This is a genomic window from Gordonia sp. GONU (genome assembly GCF_024733855.1).
Classification (GTDB): Bacteria; Actinomycetota; Actinomycetes; order Mycobacteriales; family Mycobacteriaceae; genus Gordonia; species Gordonia amicalis.
On sequence record NZ_JANRHB010000008.1, the window covers coordinates 122,364 to 135,976 of the forward strand.

A 13,613-nucleotide genomic window follows, 5' to 3' on the forward strand; every position below is an offset into this window, starting at 1 on the left:
CTCTGTCCTCGGTCGGGTCGGTCTCGAGTATCCGGTGGCGGGCATCGACCGTTGTCGCGTCCGGGTGCTCGGCCTCCTCGACGGTGGCCTCTTCCTCCCGGGAGAGTCGGGTGAGGGCGGCGTCGATACGTGAACCCAGTCGGGCTTCGAGCTCATCGGGAAATGCCCGTCGCACTTCGGCTTCGACGTCGAAGGGCACGATGGTCGCCGCCGCGTGCGGGACCTCGCTGACCGCTCTGGACAGCCGGTCGGCGGTGCGGTCGTGTAGGAGCCGACCGAGCACCGGTGCGTACGAGCGGCGGGGGAGCAGAACCGTCACGTGGGTTCGGGGCTGTTCGGCGAGCGCCTCCAGCACGATGCGCTGCAACGCCCGTCCGAGACGGCGGTCGGGACAGTCGACCACACGTAGCGGAACCGTGAGACCGTAGTAGTCCCAACGTTCCTGAATGCGTTTGGCCTTCGCGGCGTCGACCATGAGGTGGACGGCGACGAGGTCGTCGGGGCGCATGCTGCGTCCGTACCGTAGTGCTTCCAGCACGGCGAGATCGACGGCGTTGACGAGTGCGAAGACGTGATGGTGCGCGTAGACGACCTGTTCGGGGCGGTTGGTGCGGAACTCTTCGAGAATGGCTGCCTCGGAACGATATTCACGGTTCAATCGCATCAGGGCGAGAACGAGCAGCGGGAAGACGATCACCACGAGCCAGGCGCCCTCGGTGAATTTCGCGATGGCGAAGATCCCGACGACGAGCGTGGAGAGGACGCCGGCCGAGAAATTGACGGCCAGCCGGCGACGCCATTTCGGCTCCCGTTGTCTCAGATGATGTTTCGTCATTCCGTACCCGGCCATGGCGAAGCCGGTGAAGACGCCGATTGCGTAAAAGGGGATCAGTGCGTTGACCGAGCCTCCGGTGACGACCAGCAGGGTGACGGCCAGAACGGTGAGAATGATTATCCCGTTCGAGAACACCAGTCGATGGCCACGGGTTGTGAGCTGGCGGGGGAGGAAACGGTCCTCGGCAACAAAGCTCGCGAGCGCCGGGAAGCCGTTGAAACTGGTGTTGGCGCCGGTGAACAGGATCGCGGCGGTGGCGATCTGCATCAGTACGTACATCGTGGTGCCGATTGCGCCGTTGCCGAACACCAGTCGTGCGATCTCGGACAACACCGAGGGATAACCCGCGGAGTACGGGGTCGCGTGGGTGACGTGTGCGAGCCAGGCCACGCCGGCGAGGAGGGAGCCGAGCAGGCAGGCCATCACCGTCAGGACGCGGCGAGCGTTGACTCCCTGTGGCTTTCGGAACGAGTTGACCGTGTTGGAGATCGCTTCGACCCCGGTCAGCGACGACCCACCGTTGGCGAAGGCACGCAGGAAGATGAGCAGGGTCGCCCCCGCGATCAGACCGCTTCCCTGATGGACCGGGACGGTTCCGGCCAGGGTGGCCGGGTGGTACTGCGGTAGACCGACGGTGAACTCGCGAACGAGACCGGTCCCGATCATCAGCAGCACCATCCCGGCGAAGAAGTAGGTGGGCACCGCGAAGGCCCGACCGGCTTCGCGAAGCCCCCGGAGATTCGCCCAGCACATCAGGATCACGATGGTCACGGTGATCTCGAGGCTGTAGGGACCGAGCGGCCTGACGGCCGAGACGACGGCGACGGTCCCGGCCGCGGCCTGGACGGCGACGGTCACCACGTAGTCGATCAGCAGCGCCGCCGCGGCGACCTGAGCCACCCGCGGCCCGAAGTTCTCCCGCGAGACCACATACGAACCGCCCGCTCGGGTGTACGCCATGACGACCTGCCGATAGGACGCCGCCACCAGCACGAGGATCGCGAGAATGACGCCGGTGAGTGGTAGCAGCAGCGCGAACGCGGCGAGGCCCGCCGCGGGAAGGAGTTCGATGAGAATTTCCTCGGTGCCGTACGCGGTGGAGGAGATCGCGTCGGGGGCGAGCACTCCCAGCGCCACCGGATTGCTCAGCTTCTCGGCGCGCAGACGCTCGTTGATGAGCGGTTTACCGAGCAAGAGGCGTTTGAGTCCGTATCCGACGGTCTCGGGAATGTCCCGGGGTGCCGCCACCGTGTCGCCATCGGACGGACCGGTCATGGCGCGACTCCTTCGCACCGAGGCCCGACGCTGGGCGGGCCGTTGAAACGTCGGACTGCTGTACCGGCTGATCTCCAAGGTAGGCCCGCGTGCCGACGATGGCGACCGTCATGCAGTAGCAGGAATCGATAGCTCGACGTCGCCCGGACGCCGTGTGTTTCGCCGCCGGCGTTCGACCGATGTTCATTTGGTCGGCGGTTCGAGGTCTGTCAATATAGATGCATGTCGAATCAGGACCGGCTGCCTGACGTGGCGGGCGAGGCGTGTTGTACGCCGTTGGTGCAGGAGCCTCTCAGTGTCGATGCGACGGTGGAGTTGGCGCGCATGTTCAAGGCGATGGGCGATCCGGTGCGATTGCGGTTGCTGAGCCTGGTGGCCAGCCACGCCGGCGGGGAGGCCTGCGTGTGCGACATCTCGGGATCGTTCGATTTGTCCCAGCCCACCATCTCGCACCATCTCAAGGTGTTGCGGCAGGCGGGTCTGCTGGATTGTGAGCGCCGGGGCACCTGGGTGTACTACTGGGTCATTCCTGCTGCGTTGCAGCAGCTCTCGGCCATTCTGAGCTCGGCGGATCCCACCGCGGACACGTTGGTGATCGCGTGAGTGCCGCATCGAACACTTCCGAGCACCCCGCGGTCGTCGGCAAACTCTCCACCCTTGACCGGTTCCTGCCGGTGTGGATCGGGGTGGCGATGGTCGCCGGCCTGCTCCTGGGCCGGTTGATCCCCGGGTTGAACGATGTGCTGTCGGCCATCTCGATCGATGGCGTCTCGTTACCCATCGCGATCGGTCTGCTGATCATGATGTATCCGGTTCTGGCGAAGGTCCGCTACGACCGCCTCGACACCGTGACCGGAGACAAGCGACTCCTCATCGGATCGCTGGTCTTGAACTGGGTCGTGGGCCCTGCGTTGATGTTCGCTCTGGCCTGGATCTTCCTCGCCGACCTGCCCGAGTACCGCACCGGTCTGATCATCGTCGGGTTGGCGCGATGCATCGCGATGGTGATCATCTGGAACGACCTGGCGTGCGGTGACCGTGAAGCAGCTGCAGTGTTGGTGGCGATCAACTCGGTGTTCCAGGTCGTGATGTTTGCCGTCCTGGGCTGGTTCTACCTCTCGGTCTTGCCGGGTTGGCTGGGTCTGGAGCAGACAACGATCGATGCCTCTCCGTGGCAGATCGCCAAATCGGTGCTGGTCTTCCTGGGCATCCCGCTGGCCGCCGGATTGCTGTCCCGATATCTGGGGGAGCGGACCAGGGGTCGCGATTGGTATGAGTCGACGTTCATTCCCAGGATCGGTCCGTGGGCGCTGTACGGGTTGCTGTTCACCATCGTGATTCTCTTTGCCCTGCAAGGTGATCAGATCACCTCCCAACCGCTCGATGTCGTCCGCATCGCGATCCCGCTGCTGGTGTACTTCGCGGTGATGTGGGGCGGCGGTTATGCATTCGGTGCGGCCATGAAACTCGGGTATGAACGCACCACGACGATGGCGTTCACTGCTGCCGGCAACAACTTCGAACTGGCTATCGCGGTCGCGATCGCAACGTATGGCGCCACCTCGGGACAGGCATTGGCCGGGGTCGTGGGCCCGTTGATCGAGGTCCCGGTCCTCGTGGGGTTGGTCTACGTCTCGCTGGCGTTGCGCAAGCGCTTCACCGGCCCGCACACGTCCTGAGCTTGCTCGAGGACCTCGTCCCGCACCACACGCATAACCTCCTCTCACACCCAAAAGGAAGCCACGCCATGCCTGCACCGATACCGAGTGTGTTGTTCGTCTGCGTCCACAACGCCGGCCGTTCTCAGATGGCCGCCGGGTTTCTCACCGCGCTGGGCGGCGGTCGGGTCGAGGTTCGCTCTGCGGGGTCCGCGCCGGCGGAAGCCATCAACCCCGTGGCCGTGGAGGCCATGGCCGAGGTCGGGATCGACATCTCCGACCAAGCTCCGAAGATCCTTACCCCCGACACCGTCGAGCGCTCCGACGTGGTCATCACCATGGGCTGCGGCGACGCCTGCCCGGTGTTTCCCGGGGTCGACTACCGCGACTGGGCACTGGCAGACCCCGCCGGCCAGGGTATCGACGCGGTGCGCCCTATCCGCGATCAGATCCGATCGCTGGTGGTCGACCTGCTCGCCGAGATCGCGCCCGCCGGCACGGAACAGAGCGTGCGATGAGCACATCACGATCGGTTCTGTTCGTGTGCGTGAGCAATCGAGGTAAATCGGTCATGGCCCAGGGCCTGTCGAGCACGTTGGGCGCCGGCGCGATCAACGCCTCCTCCGCCGGAACCGACGCCGCGATCGGCAAGCATGTCAACGACCTGTCTGCTCAGGTGCTCGCCGAAGTCGGCGTGGACATCGACGGGCATACGCCACGCCAACTCACCGACGACCTGATGCGCGACGCCGACCTCACGGTCGTGCTGGGAACGTCCGCGCACGTCACCCCGCCAGATGGGGCCGTTGTCGAGGTCTGGGAGACCGATGAACCCTCCGCACGCGGGATCGATGGCATCGAGCGCATGCGTCTGATCCGCGACGACATCGCCGCTCGCCTCACCGACCTCACCGCGCGCCTGGCCGACCACGCCTGAGCCGTCGGCGGGCACCAACAGCACTGCTGCCCGCCGACGGGTTCGGGACATGTCAGCAGCAGGTGGACGCACTCGGTGCGGGTTGGTCGGCCTCGGGGGCACCGGCAGTGCCACAACACGCCGGCGAGTCGGTCGAATCGCCGGTCGCGCTGTCAGCCAGCAGAGTTGGGCTGGTCCCGAAGGTGTCGGAGTCGGCCAGGACGGTGTAGACCTCCCACTTCTCACCTGCCGGACCCGTCACCCAGACTTTGTCCTGGGTGGCGAAACAACACGTGGTATTGATCTCTTCCTCGGTGAACAGGCCTTCACCGCTGAGTCGGGCGATCTCGGCGTGCACCTGATCGCTGGACTCGACTTCCACGCCGAGGTGGTTGATCGTGCCGCCCTTGCCCGGGTTCTCCAACAGCACCAGCTTCAGCGGCGGCTCGGCGACCGCAAAGTTCGCGTAACCCGGCTTCCGTTTGGCCGGGGCGACATTGAACAACTTCGAGTAGAACTCGACCGCTTGATTCAGATCATCAACGTTGAGTGCGAGCTGCATACGCGACATGACTACCTCCACCTGTGCGACATATATCGAATTACTGACTGTGTCCAGAGTGCCAACCTCTTCGACATATGTCAATGATGTGGGTAGGATGGCCGTCATGCCCAAGGCGCTCCCGGTCATCGACATGATCGACCCCATCTGCTGCGAACCGGTGTCGGCCGCACCGCTCGACGACGACGCCGCACTGGAAATCGCCTTGCGACTCAAAGCGCTCGCTGATCCGGTGCGGATCAAGCTGATGTCGATCCTGCTCACCGACGGGGCCGGCGAGGTCTGCACCTGCGACCTGGCCACCGCCGTCGGGCTGTCCGAACCCACCGTCAGCCACCACCTCGGTCAACTCAAGAAAGCCGGCATGGTCCGGCCCGAGCGTCGCGGCATGAACGTCTATTACCGTGCCCACGTCGACGCACTCCAGGCGTTGCGCCAGGTGCTCGACCCGGCGTGCTGCCGTTGAAAGGCAGATGCCTGCCCCTGTGATCGGCGGGTGATCTCGCTGGTGTCGGTCGATCGTCGTCGTAGGTGTGTCGTGTGGCTGTGAATGTCTCGGCGCGGTGCAGGACGGCGCAGTCCCCAGTTGCCGCTTGAGGTCCCGATCGGCAATTCTTGCCAGATGAGTTCTCCCGCGGACCTCCCCTCCGGTCTCGATCTCTCGCATCTGATGGACACCGCCTATCGGCAGGCCCGGTCGGGTCTCGAGGAGGGTGGCATCCCGATCGGTGCGGCCTTGTTCGCCGCCGACGGGACCCTCCTCGGTGAGGGTCGGAATCGCCGTGTCCAGCAGGATGATCCGTCGGCGCATGCGGAGACCGACGCCTTCCGTGCGGCCGGTCGGCAACGGGACTACTCGTCGACGATCATGGTGACGACCCTCGCGCCCTGCTGGTACTGCAGCGGACTGATCCGGCAGTTCGGCATCGGATCGGTGGTGATCGGCGAGAACCGTTCGTTTCAGGGCGGAGAGGACTGGCTCGCCGACCTCGGGGTGTCGGTCACGATCCTCGACGACGAACGTTGCACGGCGATGATGTCGGAGTTCATCGCGGCCGATCCCGGCCTGTGGAACGAGGACATCGGCGTGGTCGACGACGAGGGTGACCGCGGATGACCGCGGTTGGCGATCCTCACCGTCGGCTGAGTGCGGCCGCGAGCGCTGCCAGGCGATCGAGATCCGCGGCGAGCGCAACCCTGCGGTCTCGGTGGCCTTTGATGAGGAACCAGTAGATGCGGTCGAAACCCGGTGCGACATGGAGCAAGTCGTAGGTCTGAACGATCCGCGCGCCGCCCGCTTCGGGCTCGAGAGTGATCCGCCATTCGGTGCTGTCGATCTTGCCCATCAGCCCGATGGTCTTCCAGGCCAGTACATGTGGTCGCTCGACCGTGGTGAACACGCACGACCGGCTCCACAGGTAGATGCCGGACCTGTTGGTGCCGCGGAATCGTACGCCGGGAGCTGCCTCCCTCTCGGCGCCGACCCAGTGCGCGCCTCGGCACTCGTGGCTCCACTCGCCGACCCGGGTCACATCGGAGACGATGTCGAAGACGGCCTCGGGTGGTGCGTCGGCATACGACTCGGTGCGGCCCTGGTGGGCGAGACGGCGTGTCATGACGGGTTCTTCGCGTCGACGGTCACCGGACCGATCCTCGACGCCGGACCATGCCCCCACATGAGCTCGGCCCGACGCCGGTAGGCGCGTGCGAAGCCGTGGATGAGGATGAACCTGGGTACGGCCGGCACCACGCCGTAGATCAGTTCCCGGTCTTCATCTCCCAGACCGTCGACGACCCAGTGACCCTCGCGGCCGAGTTCGGCGAATCCCTTTGGCTTGACGAAGAATTCGTGTTCGACGTCCAGGAACTCCGCGGTGCTGATCGCGGCCGCGACCACCGGCATCGCCTCGAGTTCCTCGCGTTCGAGATGGGGGAGCAGTACCTCTGACAGCCGTTCCAGCGCGTCGAGCAGGGTGTCCCGTGCCTGTGGGTCCCGACGGTAGGCGGAGGTCGCTTCGATCAACGCGTCGACGGCCGGAGCGATCCGGAGATGATCGGCTTCCATGTCGTCGAGAAGGGCTGCGGCGTCGGGGTTTCTCGACCGGACGAGAGGCCACAACCCCTTGTCCTCGCCCGTGTGATGCATGTGGAGGAAGCCCATCATCCAGGTGATGTGGTCGGCGATGGCTCGTCGGCGGGCGTCTTCGGGATAAGGCGGTGATCCGATGACGACGCGGGCTCGCCGCAGGTCGCGTCGTAGTGCGCTGTGCACGATGCCCATGCTTCGTGTGTCGGCGGGTTCGCGTGTGGTGGTGGACATGGCCCTGTCCTCTCGATCGAAGGGCTGACGTCAATCTGGGCCGAGTAGTCGCACGGTGGCGTCGGCGATCCAGTTCCGATAGCGGATGTGGGTCCACCCCGCGTTGTTGACGAGCAGGTCGTAGACCTCTGTGCTGATCACCGCCCACAATCCCTCGGCTTCATCGGCGGCGAGCGTGCGTCCGGCGACAGCCTCACCCGCGGCCCGCACATCTGAACGCTGACGGCGGTACGCCTCGACGAGCCTGGATGCGAGTTCGGGGTCGAAGGAGGCGCCTTCGCGCAGCGCCCGGTACAGACCAGCGGTGCGTGCGTAGATGTCGGCGGCCAGGGCGGCTCCGGCCGCGGCGCGTTCACGGCGGTCGCCGGCGGACAGCGCGGCGAACTCCGGACGCTGGGCGAGCGCGACAGGCCGATCGTCGCCGACGACCGCCACGTCGAATGCCGTGAGGAACAGGCGTGTCTTGGAACCGAACTTCGCATAGACCGTCTCGAAGGACACGCCGGCCTCAGCAGCGATCTCGCGCACCCCGACGGACCAGCCGCGCTCGGCGAACAGGCGAGTGGCGGCCTCGAGGATCTGCACGCGGGTCTGCTCCGCCTGGCTCCGCCGGAGGGTTGAGTCGTAACTCCTCCGGGTGGCCGTCGCTGCGGATGCGGGCCGATCGGACGTACCCATATCCGAAGTATGCGCCTGCCTTGTTTTCAATACAAGGGTTATCAGACGAAGGTGTGGACAGCACCCGTCAGGCGGTCACGGAACCTGTCCGAACGGATTGATGCCGAAGGGAAGTCGAGATCCGTCCGGCCCGCCGTCGGAGCCGCCGCCCGACTCGGGCACCGTGGTCTGCTGCTTGTCGACGATGCTGCCGAGCTTCACCTTCACGGTGCGTGCGTCCGACCCCGAGCCGACGGTGACCGGCACGGTTTCACCCGGCGCATGCGTGAGCACCTGCGCCATCAGATCGGCATAGTCGGCGACGGGGGTGTCGCCGACCTTCGTGATCACGTCTCCGCGAGAGATACCGGCTTTCGCCGCGGGTCCGCCGTTCTCCACCGATGACACGGTCGCGCCGTCCTCGGCACCGGTGGACGACAGCGAACCCGACACGCCGAGAACGGGTTTGGTCGCCTCTCCGTTCTGTAGCAGCTGGTTCGCGATGCGCTTGGCAGTGTTGATCGGGATGGCGAAACCGAGTCCGAAGGACTGAGGTCCGCCGCTGGCTGCCTGCCCCGTGTCGACGGCGGAGTTCACGGCGACCACCTGGCCCTGCAGATTCACCAGGGGCCCACCGGAATTGCCCGGGTTGATCGGGGTGTCGGTCTGCAGGCCGTTGTACACCGTGACCGCCGAACCGCTTTCGTCGGCGGCGGTCACCGTGCGTGACAATGCGCTGATGATGCCGGAGGTGACGGTGTTGGTCAGGGCGTCCGGGCTGCCGACGGCCACCACCTGCTCGCCGACCTGCAGCGCGTCCGAGTCGCCGAGCACCGCGGGGGTCAGTCCCGACGCACCGTCGAGCTTGATCACGGCGAGGTCGTACGACGGCGAGCTGCCGGTGATCGTCGCGGAATGCTGCTTGCCGTCGCTGGTGGTGACCGTGATCTTGCTGCCGGAGCCGGCGCCGGCGACCACGTGGTGGTTGGTCAGGACGTATCCGTCCTGCGAGAGCACGATCCCGCTGCCCACGGCGGTTCCGCGGGCCGTCTGGACCTTGATGTCCGCCGCCGACCTCGACGCCACCTGCGCCGCGTAGGTCACCGACCCCGGCTTGACGTCGGCGGCGTTCACGGTGTTCGCCGGTTGCGAGCTCAGGGTCGGCGCCGAGGGACTGCCGTGCTGGTCGAGCAGGGCGCTGCCGCCGACTCCGATCGCGCCGCCGAGCAGGCCCGCCAGCAGGGCGGTCACGACGATCGGCTTCGTCACGCCGCCGACCCGCGGAGGTGAGCTCGACGCGGGCGGTGAGGTGATCGGGTCGCCGTCCCACCGGCCGTAGAGCGGGGCGGTGGGGTACGGATGCGCACGGTGTTCGGGGGCCGGTGAGTCGTCGCCGGAGGACTGAGATGCGTTCACGTCACCACGGTGCCGGGACTGTATGAGAGCAGGTCGTCAGTTGGCTGCGGATTTCCTGTCAACCCGGGGCCGAATCTCAGGGATTTCTGGAGAACGCCCCGGTTTGCCTCAGGAGGCCTTCTTCTGCTGGATCGTGATCGGGCGGATCCGCGACGCCGGCCCGTCGTCCCAGAGCAGTTCGGAGCGGTGACGATAGCTGCGCTTGAACCCGTGATCCAGAAGGAATCGTGGTATCGGCGGCACCAAGCCGAACATGAAGTCGCGGGTTTCCTCGTCGACGCCGTCGACGAGGAAATGGGCCTCTCGACCGAGTTCGACGAACCCCTTCGGTTTGACGAAGTATTTGCTCTCGACCTCGAGGTACGTGGCGGTGTCGATGGTGGCCGCGACGACCGGCATCATCTCGAGTTCCTCTCGCTCGAGGTGCGGCAGGAGGACGTCGGTGAGGTCGTCCAGCGCGCCCAGCAGTTGCTCGCGCGCACCCGGGTCGGTCCGGTACGCGGATGCGGCCTCGTTCAGCGCGTCGATGGCCGGACCGATACGCCGGTGGTCGGCCGCCATCTGGTCGAGGAGCTCGGCGGCGGCGGGGTTCCTCGAGCGGATCAGCGGCCAGAGACCGGTGTCCTCGGCGGTGTGATGTGCGTGCAGAAAGGACATCATCCATTCGACGTGGTCCGCGAGAGCCCGTCGGCGTGCGTCGTCGGGATACGGCGGCGATTCGAGAACGACGCGGGTTCGCTTCAGGTCGCGGCGCAGCGCGCTGTGCACGACCCCCATGCTTCGTGTCTCGGCGGGTTCGTGTGTTCCGGATGGCTGCGAGGTGGTGGACATCGTTCTTTCCTCTCATCTGACGGTCGGGATACGGACCGGCTGGCCGGATGGCGCCACAGTGCCTCGCAAAAGCGCGAAGGCACACGAGTGAGCCTGGGCGTGAGAAGCTTTGTGTCGGAAACGAACTTGATGCCCACGGAGCGGTTGGGGCGAGGATCCGCGCGTTGATCTCATCCGCGTGGTCCCGCCGGTCGGGCAGTTCGAAGGGTCGCCGCATGATGTTCCGTCGTAGAAATGCTGAGCCGACCGACTCGTGGTTCGAGTATGCGACTGCTGGGTGCCGGACACAAGGGGCGTCCGCCGGCGAATCGGTCGGTTCCACAGTCGCTTTCGCCGGAGTTGCGGAAAACCTGGCGTCGACGCCGGCAGGCCTGACAGTTTCTGATCGCCAACGATCGGGTACGAGGCACGCTGAGCGACCATGATCATGGGCGAAAGGAGAGCCATGATCCGCACGCTCAACGAACTCGTCGACCTCGTCGACGGGCACACCGACGAGACGATCGACGTCCCCGGTTTCGCCCGGTCCCACGGGACAACCGAGTATCACCTGCGCCGGATGTTCGCCACGCTCGCCGGAGTTCCGTTCTCGGAGTATGTGCGGCGTCGTCGGATGACGCTCGCGGCAACCGATCTCGTGAGCAGTGACACCAGCCTGCTGGACATCGCGGTGTGCTACGGCTATTCGTCGGTCGAGGCGTTCGGTCGGGCATTCCGGTCGGTTCACGGTGCGTCGCCGTCGGACGTGCGAACGCATGGCGGTCCTTTCGCCACACAAGCCGTACTCAGGTTCCGCCTGACCGTTGAAGGGAGCCGTCCGATGGACGTCACGATCACCGACCGACCCGCATTCGTACTCGCCGGACACGCCGCCGAGGTGCCGCTCGTCTACCAGGGAGTCAATCCGCACATCCAGCAGCACATCGCGTCGATCGCACCCGCGGAACACGCGCGACTCAAGACGTTCAACAACGCCGAGCCCGCGGGTATCCTCGCCGTCACCGACGGGAACCCGCCCGACGCACCGGAGGGTACACCGATCACGTACCTACACGGTGTTGCGGTGCAGGAGGATTCGACGGTCCCTGCGGATCTGTCGACCATCGCGGTGGCCCCGGGTGCGTGGGCGACGTTCCGCTCGTCCGGGCCGTTCCCGGCTGCGCTCCAGGAAACCTGGGCGGCAACGGCAACCGAGTGGTTCCCGTCGAATCCGTGGCGACTGCGACCCGGGCCCACGTTCGTTCGCTACCTGGAACTGACGGAGTCCCGGGCGGACGCGGAGATCTGGATGCCGGTCGAGCGCGCCTGACTGCTATGTACCGGGGCGCGAGTCGGCGTCGACCAGGTCCGCCGGCGACTCCCCGGACTCCGCGGCGACCGCGGCGAGCGACGCGCCGGCGGATTCCCCGTTACGCTGCGGGGTCGCCGACATCGTGTCCACGGACTCCGACCCGCCTGGCCTCCGCGGGTTGGTGAACAGCGAAGCGACGGCACCGATCACGCAACACACGATGGCGAAGGTGAACGCGGCCGACAGGCCGTCGGCGAACGGCGAGCTGATGAGGTGCGGGAAGAAGTCGAGGCCGGTGAGGGTCTCGCGACTGGCGTCGGGCAAACCGGTCAGCTGATCGCCGAGGAGCATCTCGATCGGGTTGTATCCCAGGAAGGCGGCGAACAGGACCGCGACCGCGGGGAGTTGCGCGATCTGTGCGGCATCTGCCGCCGGGACGCCGTTGGCGAGGAGACCGGACTGCATCGTGTCGGGCAGGTGGGTCGCCAGGCCGCTGATCATCAGGCTGAAGAACAGCCCGATCGACAGCACCATCGCCGCGTTCTGGAAGGTCGTCATCATGCCCGAGCCGGAACCGCGGGCGTCGACGGGCAGGCTGTTCATCACCTCGGCGCGGTTCGGCGACGAGAACAGACCCATTCCGATCCCGTTGAGCAGCAGAATGATCGCGAATGCGGGATAGGAGAAGTCGACCGGGAGTGCGACGAGGGCGGCGAAGGTGCCCGCGGTGAGGACCATCCCCGTGGTGGTGAACCACTTGGTACCCATGCGGTCCGAGAGGGCGCCGGAAACCGGTGCGGTCAAAAGGAATCCGACGGTCATCGGGACCATGTAGATCGCGGCCCACAGCGGGGTCTTCTCGAAGGTGTAGCCGTGCTGCGGCAGCCAGATGCCCTGCAGCCAGATGATCAGGATGAACTGCAGGCCACCGCGGCCGATCGACGCCGTCAGATTGGCGATGTTGCCGAAGGTGAACGAGCGATTGGCAAACAGGTGCAGGTCGAACAGTGGCTCGGCGACCTTGGTCTCGATGAGCACGAACGCCGCGAGCACGAGTCCGCCGCCGATGAGACAGCTCAGCACCATCGGCGAAGTCCAGCCCATCGCGCTGTCACCGTAGGGCTGGATGCCGTAGGTGATCCCGACGAGGACGGCCACGAGTCCGACCGCGAAGGTCACATTGCCCCACCAGTCCATCTCCGCGTGCTTGCGCACGCCGGTGTCCTTGAGCTTCAGATATGCCCAGACGGTGCCCAGTACGCCGAACGGCACCGAGACCAGGAAGATCAAGTGCCAGTGGATCGGTGCCAGCACGCCTCCGACGAGCAGGCCGAGAAATGAGCCGGCGATCGCCGCGACGCCGTTGATACCCAGGGCGAGACCGCGCTGTTCGGTGGGGAAGGCGTCGGTGAGGATCGCCGACGAGTTGGCCATCAGGAACGCGCCGCCGATGCCCTGGATGACCCGCCAGAAGATGAGCCAGATCGCGGCGGCGGAACCGTCGAACCAGGTGACGGCCAGGAAGATCGACGAGATCGTGAAGATGAGGAAGCCCATGTTGTACATGCGCGCCCGGCCGAACATGTCACCGAGCCGGCCGAAGCTGACGACGAGTACGGCGGTCACCACGAGGAAGCCCATCATCATCCACAGCAGGTAGCTGGTGTTCTGGGGCTCGAGCGGATTGAGGTGGATGCCGCGAAAGATGTCGGGTAGTGCGATCAACACGATCGACGAGTTGATCGTGGCGATCAGCATGCCGAGAGTGGTGTTGGACAACGCGATCCATTTGTAGTGCGGGCCGTGGTCGTCGGCCGTCGAAGCCGGTGCGGCGAGTGCGGGTGTCATGGTG

General features: G+C 65.9%; 14 protein-coding genes and 1 pseudogene. 7 read left to right on the top strand and 8 right to left on the bottom strand.

All coding sequences use genetic code 11. The features are described from left to right. Positions 1 to 61 precede the first annotated feature (61 nt). A pseudogene (locus tag NWF34_RS10425) lies at positions 62 to 2,110 on the bottom strand (APC family permease); the annotation flags it as partial. 222 nt (positions 2,111 to 2,332) lie between these two features. Here NWF34_RS10425 and NWF34_RS10430 point away from each other — a divergent pair. From NWF34_RS10430 to NWF34_RS10445, 4 genes are all read left to right on the top strand, one after another. After that, positions 2,333 to 2,713, top strand: a complete 381-nt coding sequence (locus NWF34_RS10430; protein ID WP_258324973.1) for a helix-turn-helix transcriptional regulator — start codon at positions 2,333 to 2,335, stop codon at positions 2,711 to 2,713. Then, positions 2,710 to 3,789, top strand: coding sequence for an ACR3 family arsenite efflux transporter (gene arsB, locus NWF34_RS10435; protein WP_258324974.1), 1,080 nt, complete (start codon positions 2,710 to 2,712; stop codon positions 3,787 to 3,789). Before NWF34_RS10430 ends, arsB begins: the two co-directional genes overlap by 4 nt. A gap of 68 nt (positions 3,790 to 3,857) precedes the next feature. Continuing rightward, positions 3,858 to 4,286: an arsenate reductase ArsC gene (locus NWF34_RS10440; protein WP_258324975.1), complete on the top strand. Its 429-nt coding sequence runs from the start codon at positions 3,858 to 3,860 to the stop codon at positions 4,284 to 4,286. Then, a complete protein-coding gene (locus tag NWF34_RS10445) occupies positions 4,283 to 4,705 on the top strand; it encodes a low molecular weight phosphatase family protein (protein WP_258324976.1) in 423 nt (140 codons plus the stop codon). The genes NWF34_RS10440 and NWF34_RS10445 overlap by 4 nt, the downstream gene beginning before the upstream one ends. Positions 4,706 to 4,757: 52 nt before the next feature. Here NWF34_RS10445 and NWF34_RS10450 read toward each other — a convergent pair whose 3' ends face one another. Beyond that, positions 4,758 to 5,255, bottom strand: a complete 498-nt coding sequence (locus NWF34_RS10450) for an ArsI/CadI family heavy metal resistance metalloenzyme (RefSeq protein WP_258325011.1) — start codon at positions 5,253 to 5,255, stop codon at positions 4,758 to 4,760. 97 nt (positions 5,256 to 5,352) lie between these two features. On the opposite strand from NWF34_RS10450, the gene NWF34_RS10455 reads away from it, so the two are divergent. Together NWF34_RS10455 and NWF34_RS10460 are read left to right on the top strand one after the other, a co-directional pair. Then, positions 5,353 to 5,712, top strand: a complete 360-nt coding sequence (locus tag NWF34_RS10455; protein WP_191834470.1) for an Rv2640c family ArsR-like transcriptional regulator — start codon at positions 5,353 to 5,355, stop codon at positions 5,710 to 5,712. A gap of 156 nt (positions 5,713 to 5,868) precedes the next feature. Continuing rightward, on the top strand, positions 5,869 to 6,363 hold the full coding sequence (locus tag NWF34_RS10460) for a nucleoside deaminase (protein ID WP_258324977.1): 495 nt from the start codon (positions 5,869 to 5,871) through the stop codon (positions 6,361 to 6,363). A 16-nt stretch (positions 6,364 to 6,379) separates the two neighbouring features. Here the strand turns inward: NWF34_RS10460 and NWF34_RS10465 are convergent, their stop codons facing one another. From NWF34_RS10465 to NWF34_RS10485, 5 genes are all read right to left on the bottom strand, one after another. Next, positions 6,380 to 6,862 (bottom strand): SRPBCC family protein, encoded by a 483-nt coding sequence (locus tag NWF34_RS10465; protein ID WP_258324978.1) that lies wholly within the window; start codon positions 6,860 to 6,862, stop codon positions 6,380 to 6,382. Next, the gene (locus tag NWF34_RS10470) at positions 6,859 to 7,566 is read right to left on the bottom strand and encodes a hemerythrin domain-containing protein (protein WP_258324979.1); all 708 of its coding nucleotides are present in this window, start codon (positions 7,564 to 7,566) and stop codon (positions 6,859 to 6,861) included. Before NWF34_RS10470 ends, NWF34_RS10465 begins: the two co-directional genes overlap by 4 nt. Positions 7,567 to 7,596: 30 nt before the next feature. Continuing rightward, positions 7,597 to 8,244: a TetR/AcrR family transcriptional regulator gene (locus NWF34_RS10475; RefSeq protein WP_258324980.1), complete on the bottom strand. Its 648-nt coding sequence runs from the start codon at positions 8,242 to 8,244 to the stop codon at positions 7,597 to 7,599. Positions 8,245 to 8,319: 75 nt separating this feature from the next. Beyond that, the gene (locus NWF34_RS10480) at positions 8,320 to 9,639 is read right to left on the bottom strand and encodes a S1C family serine protease (RefSeq protein WP_258324981.1); all 1,320 of its coding nucleotides are present in this window, start codon (positions 9,637 to 9,639) and stop codon (positions 8,320 to 8,322) included. Positions 9,640 to 9,747: 108 nt separating this feature from the next. Next, positions 9,748 to 10,470: a hemerythrin domain-containing protein gene (locus NWF34_RS10485; protein ID WP_258324982.1), complete on the bottom strand. Its 723-nt coding sequence runs from the start codon at positions 10,468 to 10,470 to the stop codon at positions 9,748 to 9,750. Positions 10,471 to 10,915: 445 nt separating this feature from the next. On the opposite strand from NWF34_RS10485, the gene NWF34_RS10490 reads away from it, so the two are divergent. Beyond that, complete coding sequence (locus tag NWF34_RS10490) at positions 10,916 to 11,779, top strand: GyrI-like domain-containing protein (RefSeq protein WP_258324983.1); 864 nt, start codon at positions 10,916 to 10,918, stop codon at positions 11,777 to 11,779. A 3-nt stretch (positions 11,780 to 11,782) separates the two neighbouring features. Here NWF34_RS10490 and NWF34_RS10495 read toward each other — a convergent pair whose 3' ends face one another. Further along, positions 11,783 to 13,609 carry an MFS transporter gene (locus NWF34_RS10495; RefSeq protein ID WP_258324984.1) on the bottom strand — a complete coding sequence of 609 codons (1,827 nt, stop codon included), beginning with the start codon at positions 13,607 to 13,609 and terminating at the stop codon, positions 11,783 to 11,785. Positions 13,610 to 13,613 lie beyond the last annotated feature (4 nt).

Coding starts and splice junctions, on each gene's coding strand:
- NWF34_RS10430 (WP_258324973.1), top strand. CDS start 2,333: ATGTCGAATCAGGACCGGCTGCCTGACGTGGCGGGCGAGGCGTGTTGT.
- NWF34_RS10440 (WP_258324975.1), top strand. CDS start 3,858: ATGCCTGCACCGATACCGAGTGTGTTGTTCGTCTGCGTCCACAACGCC.
- NWF34_RS10445 (WP_258324976.1), top strand. CDS start 4,283: ATGAGCACATCACGATCGGTTCTGTTCGTGTGCGTGAGCAATCGAGGT.
- NWF34_RS10450 (WP_258325011.1), bottom strand. CDS start 5,255: ATGTCGCGTATGCAGCTCGCACTCAACGTTGATGATCTGAATCAAGCG.
- NWF34_RS10455 (WP_191834470.1), top strand. CDS start 5,353: ATGCCCAAGGCGCTCCCGGTCATCGACATGATCGACCCCATCTGCTGC.
- NWF34_RS10460 (WP_258324977.1), top strand. CDS start 5,869: ATGAGTTCTCCCGCGGACCTCCCCTCCGGTCTCGATCTCTCGCATCTG.
- NWF34_RS10465 (WP_258324978.1), bottom strand. CDS start 6,862: ATGACACGCCGTCTCGCCCACCAGGGCCGCACCGAGTCGTATGCCGAC.
- NWF34_RS10470 (WP_258324979.1), bottom strand. CDS start 7,566: ATGTCCACCACCACACGCGAACCCGCCGACACACGAAGCATGGGCATC.
- NWF34_RS10475 (WP_258324980.1), bottom strand. CDS start 8,244: ATGGGTACGTCCGATCGGCCCGCATCCGCAGCGACGGCCACCCGGAGG.
- NWF34_RS10485 (WP_258324982.1), bottom strand. CDS start 10,470: ATGTCCACCACCTCGCAGCCATCCGGAACACACGAACCCGCCGAGACA.
- NWF34_RS10490 (WP_258324983.1), top strand. CDS start 10,916: ATGATCCGCACGCTCAACGAACTCGTCGACCTCGTCGACGGGCACACC.
- NWF34_RS10495 (WP_258324984.1), bottom strand. CDS start 13,609: ATGACACCCGCACTCGCCGCACCGGCTTCGACGGCCGACGACCACGGC.